The organism is Tenacibaculum sp. AWR4_210 (assembly GCF_056160945.1).
This window is the reverse complement of the sequence record NZ_JBSWYF010000003.1, coordinates 194,838-209,741: the sequence shown is the minus strand read 5'-3', so window position 1 is coordinate 209,741 and position 14,904 is coordinate 194,838. Positions and strand designations below refer to the sequence as shown.

Annotated in this window: 11 protein-coding genes; 8 read left to right on the top strand and 3 right to left on the bottom strand. The window is 37.8% G+C overall.

Going from position 1 to position 14,904, the window contains the following annotated elements:
* Window positions 1-49 precede the first annotated feature (49 nt).
* From ACXAG7_RS06855 to ACXAG7_RS06835, 5 genes are read left to right on the top strand one after another with little or no spacing between them, the layout of a single operon-like run.
* Window positions 50-3,505, top strand: a complete 3,456-nt coding sequence (locus ACXAG7_RS06855; RefSeq protein WP_476666421.1) for a hypothetical protein — start codon at window positions 50-52, stop codon at window positions 3,503-3,505.
* A gap of 10 nt (window positions 3,506-3,515) precedes the next feature.
* Window positions 3,516-4,787 (top strand): glycoside hydrolase family 17 protein, encoded by a 1,272-nt coding sequence (locus ACXAG7_RS06850; RefSeq protein WP_476666420.1) that lies wholly within the window; start codon window positions 3,516-3,518, stop codon window positions 4,785-4,787.
* Window positions 4,780-5,787 carry a glycoside hydrolase family 2 TIM barrel-domain containing protein gene (locus ACXAG7_RS06845; RefSeq protein ID WP_476666419.1) on the top strand — a complete coding sequence of 336 codons (1,008 nt, stop codon included), beginning with the start codon at window positions 4,780-4,782 and terminating at the stop codon, window positions 5,785-5,787. The genes ACXAG7_RS06850 and ACXAG7_RS06845 overlap by 8 nt, the downstream gene beginning before the upstream one ends.
* Complete coding sequence (locus ACXAG7_RS06840) at window positions 5,784-7,298, top strand: glycoside hydrolase family 30 protein (protein WP_476666418.1); 1,515 nt, start codon at window positions 5,784-5,786, stop codon at window positions 7,296-7,298. Before ACXAG7_RS06845 ends, ACXAG7_RS06840 begins: the two co-directional genes overlap by 4 nt.
* Window positions 7,288-8,700: an MFS transporter gene (locus ACXAG7_RS06835; protein ID WP_408043351.1), complete on the top strand. Its 1,413-nt coding sequence runs from the start codon at window positions 7,288-7,290 to the stop codon at window positions 8,698-8,700. Before ACXAG7_RS06840 ends, ACXAG7_RS06835 begins: the two co-directional genes overlap by 11 nt.
* Here ACXAG7_RS06835 and ACXAG7_RS06830 read toward each other — a convergent pair.
* From ACXAG7_RS06830 to ACXAG7_RS06820, 3 genes are all read right to left on the bottom strand, one after another.
* Entirely contained in the window at window positions 8,687-9,910 is a 1,224-nt protein-coding gene (locus ACXAG7_RS06830) for a hypothetical protein (RefSeq protein ID WP_476666417.1), read from the bottom strand. The two genes, ACXAG7_RS06835 and ACXAG7_RS06830, sit on opposite strands and share 14 nt — an antisense overlap.
* A gap of 93 nt (window positions 9,911-10,003) precedes the next feature.
* Window positions 10,004-10,417: a hypothetical protein gene (locus tag ACXAG7_RS06825; protein WP_476666416.1), complete on the bottom strand. Its 414-nt coding sequence runs from the start codon at window positions 10,415-10,417 to the stop codon at window positions 10,004-10,006.
* A 10-nt stretch (window positions 10,418-10,427) separates the two neighbouring features.
* Window positions 10,428-11,459 carry a hypothetical protein gene (locus ACXAG7_RS06820; RefSeq protein ID WP_476666415.1) on the bottom strand — a complete coding sequence of 344 codons (1,032 nt, stop codon included), beginning with the start codon at window positions 11,457-11,459 and terminating at the stop codon, window positions 10,428-10,430.
* A 384-nt stretch (window positions 11,460-11,843) separates the two neighbouring features.
* On the opposite strand from ACXAG7_RS06820, the gene ACXAG7_RS06815 reads away from it, so the two are divergent.
* The 3 genes from ACXAG7_RS06815 (at window position 11,844) to ACXAG7_RS06805 (ending at window position 14,882) form a co-directional block, all read left to right on the top strand.
* Entirely contained in the window at window positions 11,844-12,566 is a 723-nt protein-coding gene (locus ACXAG7_RS06815; RefSeq protein ID WP_408043355.1) for an HNH endonuclease, read from the top strand.
* 841 nt (window positions 12,567-13,407) lie between these two features.
* Complete coding sequence (locus ACXAG7_RS06810; protein WP_476666414.1) at window positions 13,408-13,821, top strand: immunity 22 family protein; 414 nt, start codon at window positions 13,408-13,410, stop codon at window positions 13,819-13,821.
* A 347-nt stretch (window positions 13,822-14,168) separates the two neighbouring features.
* Window positions 14,169-14,882, top strand: a complete 714-nt coding sequence (locus tag ACXAG7_RS06805; RefSeq protein WP_476666413.1) for a DUF6090 family protein — start codon at window positions 14,169-14,171, stop codon at window positions 14,880-14,882.
* Window positions 14,883-14,904: the final 22 nt, after the last annotated feature.

The window sequence follows — 14,904 nt, the reverse complement described above, 5'->3', positions numbered from 1 at the left end:
CTCTTTACGATATGCTCTCAAAAAATTACCTGCGAGTAATGCTACGCTTATGAATAATAATCAATACATATACAGTATAGATAACATGCAAAAAGCTATACAAAAGGAAGTAAAAGGAATTCGTGTTTTGCTAAAAAATGAAGGGTATTATAAAATAGCCAATGTAAATTTGATGCGTCCCTTTTTTATGAGTATTGTAAGTCCTTCAAATCACTGGTTGTTTATTTCGAGTACTGGAGGACTCACAGCCGGACGACAGAATGCTGAATTTGCACTGTTTCCGTACGATACTGACGATAAAATAGCAGCCAATTTCGAAAATACTGGAAGTAAAACACTCGTTCGTGTTGAAGTGGATGGAAAGATACGGCTGTGGGAACCTTTTTCGGACAGGATGGTAGGGGCTTATGCGACCGTGAGGAATTTGTATAAAAATGAAACAGGAACAAAAGTTCTTTTTGAGGAAATTAATAATGATGTTGGCTTGGCCTTTCGTTACGAGTGGACCTGTTCTGAACGATTTGGATTTGTAAGGTCGTGTGAGTTAATTAATTTAAGTGAATACGATAAGCATGTAGAAATCCTAGATGGTGTTCAGAATGTACTCCCTTTTGGCGTAGGTAACGACTTGCAACGTGCGAGCAGTAATTTAGTTGATGCTTATAAAAGATCAGAGTTAATGGCCGCAACGGGAATTGGGGTATTTGCCTTAAGTGCAATTATTGTAGATAGAGCCGAACCTAGTGAAGCTTTAAAGGCAAATGTAGTATGGTCGGTAGGAATGAAGCAAGGCTTGCATTTATTATCAAGTTTGCAGCTAGAGAGTTTTAGGACAGGCTACCCTCTAGTACAGGAAATGGATGTTAAGGCAGAAAAAGGAGCGTATTTTGTGTACGAACGCCTAGTTTTAACGGCGGGTACCGCTAAGGAATGGTGTATTGTAGCCGACGTAAATCTTGACCATGCACAAATTGTAGGACTGAATCATTTGGTTTTAACCTCCGATAATCTGCAGGAAACATTGCATGACGATATTGCCAAAACTCGCGACGCGTTGACAGTCCTAAATGCTTCGGCTGATGGCTTGCAATGTACACAAGACGAACTCAGAGATACGAGGCACTTCGCCAATACGCTGTTCAATTGCATGCGAGGAGGAATTTTTGATTTCAATTACAGCATAGAAACTGATGATTTTAAAACCTACATCGCTAAGGCAAATAAGAAGGTGGCTTTTACTCAAGAATCCTTATTGAATTCCTTAGCGACTACGATTACGTTAAAAGAGTTGAGAACACTGGCCTGGGCTAGCACAGATAAAAATTTCAGACGACTTTGTTTGGAGTATTTACCGATTAGGTTTAGCCGACGTCATGGTGATCCCAGCAGGCCTTGGAATAAATTTTCGATTAATACTAAACGAGAGGATGGGAGTAAAAAACTTGATTACGAAGGAAATTGGAGAGATATATTTCAGAATTGGGAGGCTCTTGCGTTTTCCTTTCCTGATTTTTTGGAAGGAATGATCCACAAGTTTTTAAATGCCAGTACTTTTGACGGATACAATCCTTATCGAGTAACCAAAGATGGCTTTGATTGGGAAACGATTGAACCTGAGGATCCATGGAGTTATATCGGGTATTGGGGAGATCATCAAATTGTATACTTGTTAAAACTCTTAGAGGCCCAAGAAAAGTATTTTCCTGGAGAGCTAGAAAAGTTGTTTGAAGAAGAGGTATTTGTATACGCAAATGTTCCTTATAAAATAAAGGAATATCAAACCGTTTTGAACAATCCAAAAGACAGCATAGAATTCGATGTCCTTGCTGATAAACAGATTAGAGCTAGTAGAACTGAACACGGAGCTGATGGTGCCTTGTTGCGCAGTGAGATTAACTTTATAGTCAAAGCTAATTTTATCGAGAAAATACTTGCGACAACCTTAGCTAAAATTAGCAATTTCATTCCGGATGCGGGTATTTGGATGAATACTCAGCGCCCTGAGTGGAATGATGCAAACAATGCGTTGGTTGGGAATGGCGTATCAGTGGTAACCCTCGCGTATTTACATCGTTTTGTCGTGTTTGTGTCTAAAATTATCAAGCAATGGAATGGAACTGAAATTCCGATATCAGAAGAATTCGTGACCTATTTTGAAACGGTAAATCGAGGCTTGCTTCATTTTCATCCCGTATTAACTTCAGGATTTGATGATATAAAACGAAAGCAATTTCTCGACGCTATGGGAAATGCGGTAACAGCTTTTAGAACTGTGATTTACGACCGTTCTTTTTCAGGTAGAAAGTCAAAAATAACAAAGGTTATAGTTGTAGAATTCTTTGACTTGATAGCAGATTATACGAAACATTCTCTGCGTAATAATCGTCGTAACGATGGATTATTTCATTCTTACAACCTCATGACACTCACTCAGAATGATGCGGTAAAAATTGAACGTCTCGATGAAATGTTAGAAGGACAAGTTGCGGCGCTCAGTGCTGGCATATTGTCGGCTAAAGAATCTTTGGCACTAGTAAAAATATTAAAAGTCAGTCGTTTGTATCGAAAAGACCAAAATAGTTACCTACTATATCCAAACAAGTATTTAAAAGGGTTTATGCAACGCAATTGCATACCGACCTCTAAGGTTGAAGGGTCTAAAGTACTCGCAGCTTTGGTACAGGACAATAGCACAGGGATTATTCAGAAAGATTTATACGGACAGTATCATTTTAACGGAAGTATTAAAAATGCCGATGACCTGCAGCATATGCTCAAAGCTAAACAGGAAAAAGTTGCTAGCAAAGCGATGGCTGAGGTACTATCAGTATATGAGCTAGTTTTTCAACACAAGTTTTTTACAGGACGCTCTGGGACTTTTTTTGGCTATGAAGGATTAGGGTCCATTTATTGGCATATGGTATCAAAGTTGGCATTGGCAGTACAAGAAGTTGCGGAATACAGTGTATTACAGGATGGAAGGAGCGAAACTTCTGAAGATTTGTTGACTGCTTACGATGACGTTATTGAAGGGATAGGGGTGCATAAATCACCAAAATTATATGGGGCATTCCCTACAGATCCTTATTCTCATACACCGGCGAATAAAGGAGCACAACAACCTGGTATGACGGGACAAGTAAAAGAAGATATTTTAACGAGATTCGGTGAATTTGGAATTCGTATTCATGAAGGAGTACTGCATTTTGATTCTAAGCGAGTTACTAAAAGTGCGTTTTTGACGGCGCCTAAAAAGTTTCAATGTTATAATGTATTGGGTGAAGCGATTACCGTTTTGTTAGAACCGAAGAGTTTTGCTTTTACCTTGTGTCAGTTACCCATTATTTATCAGCTAGACAGTGAAGAAGCAATAGAACTGTATTACACGGATGGTCGTAACGTAACCATAGGTGCGCTGCATTTGAATAAGGAGTTGAGCAAGGAGGTTTTTGGCAGAACAAACGTGTTGAAAATGATCGTTGTAAAATTACCGATCAACCTGTAATTCTAAGTATATGAGGTGGTTGTTGTTCTGTTTGCTGTTTTGTTGTGTAGGGAGTTGTAAAAATGCGACTGTTGACACTGCTTCGCGAGGCGCAGTTGCAGCTGAAATTCTAGGGAATCCAAAGTATCCGGCTATTTGTTATGGAGGGTATCGGATGAATTCAAGGACAGTCCAACCCACAATTGCAGAGATAAAAGAAGATTTAAAATTGTTACAGGCTGTTGGTATTCGTTTACTCAGAACCTATAATGTGCACCTGCCACATGCTGCTAATGTATTGAAAGCGATTCGAGAATTAAAAGAAGAAGAGCAAGAGTTTGAAATGTACGTTATGCTCGGTGCTTGGATAGATTGTAAAAATGCTTGGACATCGAAAACGCCAATACACCATATGGAAAGTGACCGAAACGCTCAAGAAATATTGGAAGCCATGAGGCTAGCTAAAGACTATTCGGATATAGTTAAGGTGGTTTCTGTGGGGAATGAGTCTATGGTGAAGTGGGCAACTTCGTATTATGTGAGTCCTGAGATAGTGCTGAAATGGGTGCAGTTTTTACAGGAAAAAAAACGTCAAGGCGTTTTGTCATCGGACCTTTGGATTACGAGTAGTGATAACTATGCTTCATGGGGTGGAGGAAGTAGTGAATACCACACAGAAGCATTGGAAAAATTAATAGCTACTGTCGATTTTATTTCCCTTCATACCTATCCCATGCATGACACGCATTACAAACCTGATTTTTGGGGGGTAATGCCTAGTGAACAAAGTTTGAACAAAGAAGAACAACTCGAAGTAGTTATGGATAGAGCTACAAATTATGCTAAATATCAATATGCCAATGTCGTAAAATACGTGAAGAGTTTAGGGATAAAGAAATTAGTGCACATCGGTGAAACGGGCTGGTCTAGCCAATCAAATGGTCTGTACGGCCCAAGAGGTTCACAAGCGACGGATGAATATAAGGCCGGATTGTATTACAGAAATATGAGGGCATGGACGCAACAGGAGGGTATTAGTTGCTTTTATTTTGAAGCATTTGATGAACCCTGGAAGGATGCTGAAAATACCCTGGGATCTGAGAATTATTTTGGACTTTTTACAAAAGAAGGAAAAGTGAAATTCGCATTGTGGGACTGGGCGGATAACGTAGGGCCAGCATTGCAGTCGCGAAATGGAAAATTATTAGAGAAAACATATGGAGGAAATAGAGCCACCTTATTGAGTCAGGTGGTCCCTCCGGTAGTGAGAACGGAATTAAAAATAATGTCGAATCATGAATAGAAATGCTCTGTGGATATGGATAGTATTAATGCTTTGTATGGCTTGCAAACCGTCGGTTTCAGACGGACTGAAAGTCACTGTGAGTGGAGGGCAATTGTATATTGGAACTACTGCATATCAAGTGAGAGGAGTTTGCTATCATCCTGTACCCAAAGGAAGTACGAATATTCGAAGTTTTGAAACCCTCGAACAAGACATCGCCTTAATGAAAGAGGCAGGGATCAATACCATTCGAGTATATGAGCCCATAGGGGATATGGCGGTGCTCGATACCTTACATGCCCGTGGTATTAAGGTTATTATGGGGTTTGGTTATCGACAAAATGGTAAGTATGACATAGCTTCTGGTACTTATAAAGAGTACATAGCCAAATTTAAATCGCACAAAGCAATTCTATTTTGGGAGCTGGGAAATGAGTATAACTACCATCCTGAGTGGTTTGATAATGCGCTAGAGAATTGGTATCGAGCATTGAATACTGCCGCTCTCGAAATTCACAACATAGATCCTAATCGTCCCGTAGCCACTGCACATGGAGATTTACCTAGCAAGCAAGTGGTTGATTTGTGCGAAGCGGTGGATATTTGGGGAATGAACGTATATCGCTGGGATAATCCAAGCAGTATTTTAGAAGAATGGCAAGGGATTAGTAATAAACCCATGTATATCTCTGAAGCAGGCGCTGATAGTTTTATGACGGTAGCAAATGCCCAGTACGAAGCCGGTGTTAACGAGCGAGCTCAAGCCGACGCCACTGATAAAATTTTACGAGCGATATTAGAAGCAAAACAACCGTGTATTGGGCTTACCCTTTTTTCGTTTACCGATGGCTGGTGGAAGGCTGGAAATGTGGATAAACAAGACCGAGGAGGCTGGGCTCCGAATAGTAGCGGAGTTCCCTATGACGGTGCTCCTAATGAGGAGTTCTGGGGCATTGTGGATATCGATAGAAGAAAAAAAGAAGTTTTTTTTACGCTTAAAAAATGGTATACGAAATGATGGCAGTGAAAAAATATATCCAGCTGGTGTTTTGCTTTGCAGTGATTGGATTTGTTGCTTGCAACAAACCGAAGCAACGCGTTGTTACAGTGTATGAAACCTCTGCAGGAGGACATTCATTAACACAGGTGCAAACCGTTGCCTCCAAGGAGTATGAGATTCAGTTAACATTAGATACAACAGTAGAGTATCAAACGATAACGGGAATTGGAGGTTCTTTTACAGAAGCTACGGCACAAGTTTTAGGCGCACTTTCAGATGATAAAAGGCAAGAGGTACTAAATGCGTATTTCGGAAGTGAGGGAGCCCAATATTCTTTGACGAGAACGCATATGGGGTCTTGTGACTTTTCGTTAACCAATTATAGCTATGCTGCCATTGCTGGTGATAAGCATCTGGACCATTTCAGTATCAAAGAAGATTTAAACGATTTGATTCCGCTGATTTTGGATGCACAAAATAGTTCAGAAACTGGTTTTAAAATTATAGCATCTCCTTGGACAGCACCACCTTGGATGAAAGATAATAACAGCTATGTAGGGGGTAAGTTACGCGATGAGTACCAAGAATCCTATGCACAACTCTTTGTAAAGTACTTGGATGCCTACAAAAAGAAAGGAATAGATATTTGGGGGCTAACGGTGGTCAACGAACCACATGGCAATGGGAATAATTGGGAGAGTATGCACTTTAGTCCTGATGAAATGACCTCTTTTGTTCGTGATGTCTTAGGTCCGACGCTGGAAAAATCTGGTTGGAATCACATTAAAATTTTGGGATATGATCAAAACAGAGCGGGATTGGATGAATGGACTCAAAGCATGTATGCGAATCAAGAAAATGCGAAATACTTTTCCGGTACAGCAATTCATTGGTATGAAAGTACTTTTAAAGTATTTGAAAAGTCCTTGCAAAGAGCGCATGTTAAGGCACCAGATAAATACTTGATCCAAACAGAAGCTTGCGTCGATTCTGAAGTTCCTCATTGGAGAGATGATGCTTGGTACTGGAAGAAAGAAGCAACTGATTGGGGATGGGATTGGGCTCCAGAAGATCAAAAAGAATGGCATCCAAAATACAGCCCTGTGCACCGTTATGCCAGAGATATCATCGGATGTTTAAATAATTGGGTTGATGGTTGGGTTGATTGGAATATGGTACTCAACAAACAAGGAGGCCCTAATTGGTTTAAGAATTGGTGTGTGGCTCCGGTAATCGTCGATACAGAAGCTGGAGAAGTGTACTATACACCGCTGTACAATATCATGGTGCATTTTAGCAAGTTTATTCGACCTGGAGCCAAGCGAATTCATTGGGAACATCAAGATTCGGATTTGTTAGTTACAGCAGTTAGGAATCCAGATACTTCTCTCGCTGTGGTCGTGTTTAATCCAAGCCAAACCAGTAAGGTATTTCAATTGAAAGTAGCCGGAGTGGAACAAGTTATCAGGATATCAAAAAACGCTTTGCAAACTATTGTCATTAAAACGAACCAGCGCTATGAGTCATAAAGTTACATATACTGAAAAAGTAGCCTTCGGAATAGGAATGCTCGCAAATCAAATGTTTCCTGCTGTATTGGGCATTTTTGTGGTAGTACTTATCCAAGATTTGGGTTTCCCCGGTTGGATGTGGGGAATTTTATTTCTCGTTCCTAGAATTTTTGACGCAATAACCGATCCCATTATGGGGTTTATCTCTGACAATACCCGATCTCGATGGGGACGCAGACGACAATATGTTTTACTGGGAGCTATTATTATGGGAGTGTCATTTATAGTAATGTGGCAATTGTATCGCGTAAATGGAGTATCGTACAATTTTGGATATTTCTTACTGTGGTCTTTGGTATTTTATTTTGGAATTACGGTTTTTAGCGTTCCTTATGTAGCCATGGGGTATGAAATGAGCACTGATTTTCACGAACGTACGCAGATCATGGCCATTGCGCAATGGATTGGCCAATGGGCATGGGTAGTAGCTCCTTGGTTTTGGGTGGTAATGTACGATCAGACATGGTTTGTATCTGCGGATATTGCCGTTAGAGAGTTGGCCGTTTGGGTAGGGCTAACCTGTATGGTGTTTGCAATGATTCCCGCATTTTTTATACGTTCCAATAGTACGGTAGATGAAGAGTATATTCCGTTGACTTACCACAATTTGAAAGCGAGCATTGCAGAAATAGTTAATGGATTTAAAGAGGCCTTTGGCTCGGCTCCTTTTAGAAAATTATGCCTCGCTACCTTTTTTATTTTTAATGCCTTTAATACCGTTGCAAGTTTTTCTTTTTTCATTATCGTTTATTACCTATTTGCCGGAAGTACAGGTGATGCCGGAATATGGCCAACGCTTTTTGGTTCACTAGGGGCTTTGGCTACTACATTTTTGGTGATCCCTATAGTGACCAAAATGTCGCGAGTTTATGGTAAAAAACAAGCGTTTCTTATTTCTCAAGGGATTTCTTTGATTGGTTATTTGCTATTTTGGTTTCTCTTCGTTCCTGGAAAGCCTTATTTATTTATCATCGCACTTCCTCTTTTTTCCTTCGGAATAGGTAGTTTGTTTACCTTAATGATGAGCATGACTGCCGATGTCATTGACTTGGATGAGTTAAAAACAGGCAAACGAAGGGAAGGAATTTTTGGGGCTATTTATTGGTGGATGGTGAAGTTTGGATTGGCAATTGCAGGAGGTCTCAGCGGTGTTTTGCTGAGCTCTGTAGGATTTAATTCTGGAGCTGTTGAACAGACAGAACAAGCGATAACTGGCCTTCGTTTCTTTTTTACAGCCATCCCCATAGCAGGAACCCTTATCGCCATGTTCTTGATGAGGAATTATTCCGTTTCAGAACAGAAAGCAAAGGAAACGAGAAAACTTTTAGAACAACGCAAACAATTAACTACGGAACAGTAATAGTGGTTTCTTTCACCGATGTGGCCGAGGATAATACAAGTGTATACGTCCCTTTAGGTAATGCTAAAAAGCAAGGGGTGTCGACATTAGAAATTTCCATCAAATCAACCGGTATGGCCTGAGCGCCCATTTCATTTTTGTAAAACGCATGGACCAGTATGGGATAGCTGAGTTGGCTTTTGGAGTGTTCAATGCGAATAGCTTGATACTTGTCAGAAAACAACCAAGAAGGACGCTGGTGTACATAGGTTGTTTTTGGGTGGATGATTGCCAGGTCAGTAAAGGCATTTCTTCGTCGGTACGGTATGGCTTTTTGCGTACTCTTATCCACTAGGAGTGCCGCTGAGTTTTTTGCGAATTTTTTTACTAAGGGGTGATTAAACTTAGGATTTCCATGTTCACTGTAAACTACTTGGTGTACGGTTAACGGATCGCTACCAGTGTATGCTTTTAAACGGGCAGCCATAGCCATTTCCCATTTGCGGTGGGCTCCTTCGAATACGTGGTCAAAACCACAGTGAATCACTACTTTTTCATTGGGGAATTTTTTGAGGATACGCTGTATGTTCTTCGCCTGTTCAATTTCTCGTTCTTTGCCGTTTTTATTCGTCGTTTGTTCGTAGGGCCAAACCTTAAATCCTAAGGAGAGGGCTTCTCGTACCAGGTTTCCGAACTGAGGATCTTTTAAGTACCAGCCCGAGGTTAGTATTGGGTAACCTCGCGACACTAATAAACTATCTTTTTTGGAACCGTTGGTCAAAGCCTCTAAAAATAAATGTTTATAGCCTAGTTTCTTAAGTTTGCTAAGGAGTCGTTTTGTATAGTTACGATGCAAGGCATTGTGATGAGCTTCATTGATGATGAGTATATCGTGTTGTGCTGCTTCTTTGAGCAGTTGCTCCGTAGCATTGGCAATTTTAAAGTGTTGTTGCAATGAATCAACAACTTCTTGGGTATAGTCAAAAGGACGCCTAGGAAAAGCTTTGTCCCATGCCAAAAGAGCTTTCTGATAGGCACCCTTAGAAGCGTATTTGGCAGCGGCAATTTGATGTTTCCAAGCTAAACTATCCTGTGCTAATTGATCTTCAATTTGTTGATTGAAATCATAAGGGCTTGTATAAGAACTCTCTTTGAATTGTATTTCTGGTTTGCAAGCATTCAAAGCAATAAAACTCACGAAGCTAAGTACATAAAATATTGTTGTTTTCATAGTTGTAATTTTTAGTCTTGGTAATTCACAAATACTAAAAAAAAACTGTAAGGAAAGGTAATGGTTACCTAATGTCGGTGTACTGCAATGGCGCTAGCTCCAACTCATAGAAATCCTTACTCGTCTCTGCTCAATGGTTACTGTACCTCCTGATGATTTTTCCTCACCGGGGTAAATACGGTAGGTTTTAATCTGTTGATTCACAGAAGGAACGTTGTTTTTTAATCTTTTAGAGCGTTGTATCCATTGCTGCAACTTGTCTTCTGAGGTAAATTCAAAGCAGAGTACAAATTGTCGGCTAAACATACTCCCTTTTTTCTCAAAGCTTTTGTGTTTTACAGTATTCGGAAGAGGAGCTAAACCTCCCCATTTCAGCGTAATTGCTTGTACTTCGTCGTGTTCCCATGGCATTACATAGCTATTGGAAATAAAAAAATAGAGGATACCAAGTATCATAATGGTACCTGTTACCACCAATACGATAAGTGCTTTTTTAAGAATTTTCAAGGTTTTTTAATTATTTTTCTAAAGTAAATTGATGTATTTTTTTCTGTAGCGCTTCGATAAAATCACCCGGTTTATCGATGTGGAAAACGAGTTCTTTGTACTCTGAATGCATTCCGTAAAGACTGGTCAAGGAAGTTGCAGTACGCAAGCTAATGCGAAGTGTATGGGACTCTAGACTTCCCAGAATAGATAATTTCTTTACAGGAGAGTCTTCTTCTAAATCTTTACTGAACAGTGTAATATTTTCAATTGCATCGTAGGGTATAAAGGTTGATCTCATCATACCGTATTTTAGATGAAGTCCAGTGTCGCTTAACGTGGTAGGACTAAATACAAGTGATTTTAGATAGCCTAAAAATTGAATCCCAGTATAACAACTGGCGATGGTAATAATCCATGCAATGGTCGAGTTCCATTCGATCATATAACCGTGTAAAACAAAAGTTTCAATACCGATAATCAGGAGTACTACCAAATACAAGGCGATACTTCCAGTTTCTTTATAGGAACTAAACTCGTTGTCGTTGAGTTTTTTAGTAAATCCAGTAGCAAAAGCGTAATAAAGGATACCTATTTCCATCGCAAGTACGTTGGCCACTGGTTTTGGTAGTACTTCTTGACAACTCTTTTGTAAGGTGTCGTAGAAATCAATAGAAGTTCCTTGATGTTGTTTAAAGGAACGGAGGGTTTGTCGGACCTTACCTAAAATGACAACTACGACAATTAACTCTATGACGGGCAATCCCCACGATTTAAAAAGTTCCAGATAGCTCTGATGTTGTTCCGGCAAGGCATAGCTTCCTAGTAGGAGGCTAGCGACGGTAAAAGGTATAACGGTAATATTGGGAATTTCGGTTTTTCGAATGGCAAAAAAATAGAGTATTGGAATGAGTAGGAGTAAATCGACACTAATTCCTAGTGCTAATTGACTCGGGTACTGCGAAAAAAAAGAGGTTTGTGTAAGTCCAATAACGAGGGCTATTAGGCCAAAGGGAATACTCAGGTTTTTCAGAGTATTCGGAAGTGTCATAGCTGTTTTCATATGCGTTTAATTAGTAGGATAAAAATACATAAAATTAACGAGGTGTGGAATGTTTTGTGGAGAAAAATGACGTGATTAGTGGGGTGATGCGTAGTGGGTTAGGTTCGGTTTGGGATTTGCTGAAAAGATCGGTCATCATCATTTTTAAAGGGAGGAGGGAAATGCTTATTTAAGAGGGGATGTTTTAGCAGTTTAACGCCTGTTCAAAACTATAGTTTTTCGATACTTTTGGTAAGGTTTTCCGCAATTATAAGATGATCGATATCTGTATATTTGGCACCAATCAATAATTGGGAAATAACATTTTTTGTATACCTGGTATGTTTAATTGGGTTAAAAAGATATGTGTTATTTATAAATAAGTTAACCACTATTATAAAAAGTATGAGACCACCAAGATGGCAAAGAGATGAAATTATACTTGCGCTTGATTTGTATCGCAGTATTGAACCAAAGGAAATGGAAAGTAAGAGTCCCAAAGTTATTGAATTATCTGAGATCCTAAATAAACTTCCAATTCATAAAGAAAGAAAAGAAGATATTAAGTTTAGGAATCCAAATGGTGTTGGATTAAAGCTCAGTAATTTTAAGGCTATTGATCCTGATTTTAATGGAAAAGGAATGTCAAGTTATAGTAAAAGAGATAGAGAAATATTCTTTGAGTTTAAAGGGAAAAATGATGAACTTAAATCTATCGCGAATCAAATAAAAAGCACTGTTTCTAATGAAAGTATAAACGAAAAACTTTATGAATTATCAGATGATCAAGATTATACTGCTAAAGAAGGAAAAGTAATTTATAAACTACATAAACTAAGAGAAAGAAATTTTGGACTAAATCAAAGAAAGAAAGATCAATATTTTGAAAAGTATGGTAAATTGGATTGCGAGGTTTGTGGATTTGACTTTTATGAAACTTATGGGGAATTAGGAAAGGGATTTATTGAGTCACATCACAGAATACCCTTATCTGAAATAAATGGTGAAACAAAAACTAAATTAAAAGATTTGGCACTTGTGTGTTCAAATTGTCATAGAATGTTACACAGAACAATTGATACTTTAAGTATTGATGAATTGAAAATGAAAATAGGTAACACCGTTTAAATTCGCCGTCGAAATTTGTTTGCGAACGAACATTCTCAAGTATCCTGAATGCGTTTGAATTTGCTAATTTTGACGCTTAAATACTATTGAATTTAAAAGTAAACTGGTTATCTGATAACTTAAAAATGAATATTGAAAAAAAGAGGAGAAATTCTTTAATCAATGAAGAAAACATTAGAGATGAATAATTGTCCAAGAGAATATGATTGATGTGGAAAGCAACTTATATTACACATTTAATTGTTAAGGTAATAACCCACAAATTTATGATTAACAGTTGAATTTTAAATCCTAATAAGAACTAAATTTATTTAAAGATTAAGAAGAGTTTTTTTATGTGCTAGTTCAGCTTAAAAGATTGTGTTTGAACTAGCAACTAACATGTTATGAGTTTGTTAAGTTGGTGTTTAGGAGCTTAGAAATAAGAGTTAGAAAGAAATATTAAGCCTTTTTTAAGATCTGATGTTAAACAATTAAAAACTGGAGACTTTGCGAAGTACATTCAATATCAATTTTCTGAAAATTATAATGAATTTGAAAAAATTGAAAATTAGTACGATTGCTTATACCGATCATTTCGCCTAAAATGTAAATAGCCAAACGGATGGGGCTAAGTGCTTAGTTATGGAGGTCTTTTATTGAATTTATGAGGGAACTCCAGAAAGAAGTCCCGTACTGTGTTTATGGTACCCAAAAATTGTTAAACGATCTTATACGTATTCGTTGGGAAGAAGGGTTTTCTGACTCATAAAACTGTTTTCGTGGCTACCCAAGAAATTTTATAGGGATAAGTTCTATATTTGTGAATGTATAACCGTAGTTATACCTTAAAAAAAAATTGATGACTAAAAAAGTAATTTGCGTTTGGATTGGAACTTTTGAATCAGAAGATAAACTGTATGAAGACTATCTAAATATTGACTATGAGAACGACGACAATTCTGAATCTAAATTCGCAAAAGATGCGGGGATAGGGGATTTCGATGAGGATTTTATGGAGAGTTGGTGGTTTGATAACTTGGAATTAAATAAACTGATTGAATATAAAGAAGACCTACTCGACGCTGAGTACTTTTTCGATGAACTTATAGCGGAATTAAAAAATAGAGACTTAACAAAGCGAAATACAATTTCATTCTTATTTGGAGAAAAAGGAGCGTACCCAACAAACGAAATGTTGTTTGAATATAATGGAGCGAAAGTGAGTAACAAACCCATTGAATTTGTTTTTCGAAAAGAATATGAACCGAAATAAGGTTGGTTAGCAAGATGTTTGATTAATTGCCCGTTGTGGGGCTACTCAGAATTTCCGACGAAAATTATTCAGGCTAGTTCACTTTTAGTAAATTAGTTTCGTGAATATACAACTAACAGGACACAAAACTGTTAAGTTGGTATGTAGGAACAGAAAAATAAGAATAGGAAAGAAAACAAATTGGAACTGTTTTTTGCTTTCTAAAAAGCATTGGTACTCCGAGTGTATTTCAGTGAAAAATTGAGGTGGACATTCAAGAAAAGTTGGTTGTATTCGTCTTATGGGTGATATATTAGTACCAACGGATACAACTGATGTTGGTTTTACAATTAATTGATAATTATATTTTGAAAAAGAAATTTAGAATAGTAAACTCTAAAAATTGGCAAAAATTTGGACTTGAGTTTTTGTCAATCTTTATTGCTGTAATTTCGGCTTTTAGCTTAAATAGCTGGAATGAAAATAGGATAAGCACACACTCTGAACTCAAAATCCTCTCTGAGATAAAAAACAGTTTAAAAATTGATGAACACGATTTTAAACAAAATATTCAGGGAAATACGTTGAGTTTAAAAGCAGATGCTATGTTTAGAGACTTGCTAAAGGGAAAAGAAATTAACCAAGATTCAGTAGCTTTTTATTACACAGCACTTTTTAGAGATTATATTCCGATTGTAAACCGGTCGGCCTATGAATCATTAAAAGCAAACAACCTAAAAACAATTGAAAATGATTCGCTGCGCATACAAATTATCTCACTCTATGATTACTATTACACGATAATTGAAAGTTTGGAGTTTGAAGTACCAGAAATGAACTCCTACTCAAATTATTTTGCTAGAATTAATCAATTGATTTATCCGTTTATGGAATTTGATGCTAACGATGATTTAAAAGGAATACATGGAATTAGCACATTGTCTGTAGCTGAAAAACAAGAAATTCTGAGCTTCTTATGGCGGATTCGAAATAATCGGAAATTTAAACTTGGCAGGTATCGGTTGATTTTAAAGGAAATGGAAAAACTTGAATTGAACATCGAAAAGGAACTACTAAAGTAGTCAATACTGACAAATAGGTATC

Coding starts and splice junctions, on each gene's coding strand:
- ACXAG7_RS06855 (WP_476666421.1), top strand. CDS start 50: ATGAATAATAATCAATACATATACAGTATAGATAACATGCAAAAAGCT.
- ACXAG7_RS06850 (WP_476666420.1), top strand. CDS start 3,516: ATGAGGTGGTTGTTGTTCTGTTTGCTGTTTTGTTGTGTAGGGAGTTGT.
- ACXAG7_RS06845 (WP_476666419.1), top strand. CDS start 4,780: ATGAATAGAAATGCTCTGTGGATATGGATAGTATTAATGCTTTGTATG.
- ACXAG7_RS06840 (WP_476666418.1), top strand. CDS start 5,784: ATGATGGCAGTGAAAAAATATATCCAGCTGGTGTTTTGCTTTGCAGTG.
- ACXAG7_RS06835 (WP_408043351.1), top strand. CDS start 7,288: ATGAGTCATAAAGTTACATATACTGAAAAAGTAGCCTTCGGAATAGGA.
- ACXAG7_RS06830 (WP_476666417.1), bottom strand. CDS start 9,910: ATGAAAACAACAATATTTTATGTACTTAGCTTCGTGAGTTTTATTGCT.
- ACXAG7_RS06820 (WP_476666415.1), bottom strand. CDS start 11,459: ATGAAAACAGCTATGACACTTCCGAATACTCTGAAAAACCTGAGTATT.
- ACXAG7_RS06815 (WP_408043355.1), top strand. CDS start 11,844: ATGAGACCACCAAGATGGCAAAGAGATGAAATTATACTTGCGCTTGAT.
- ACXAG7_RS06810 (WP_476666414.1), top strand. CDS start 13,408: ATGACTAAAAAAGTAATTTGCGTTTGGATTGGAACTTTTGAATCAGAA.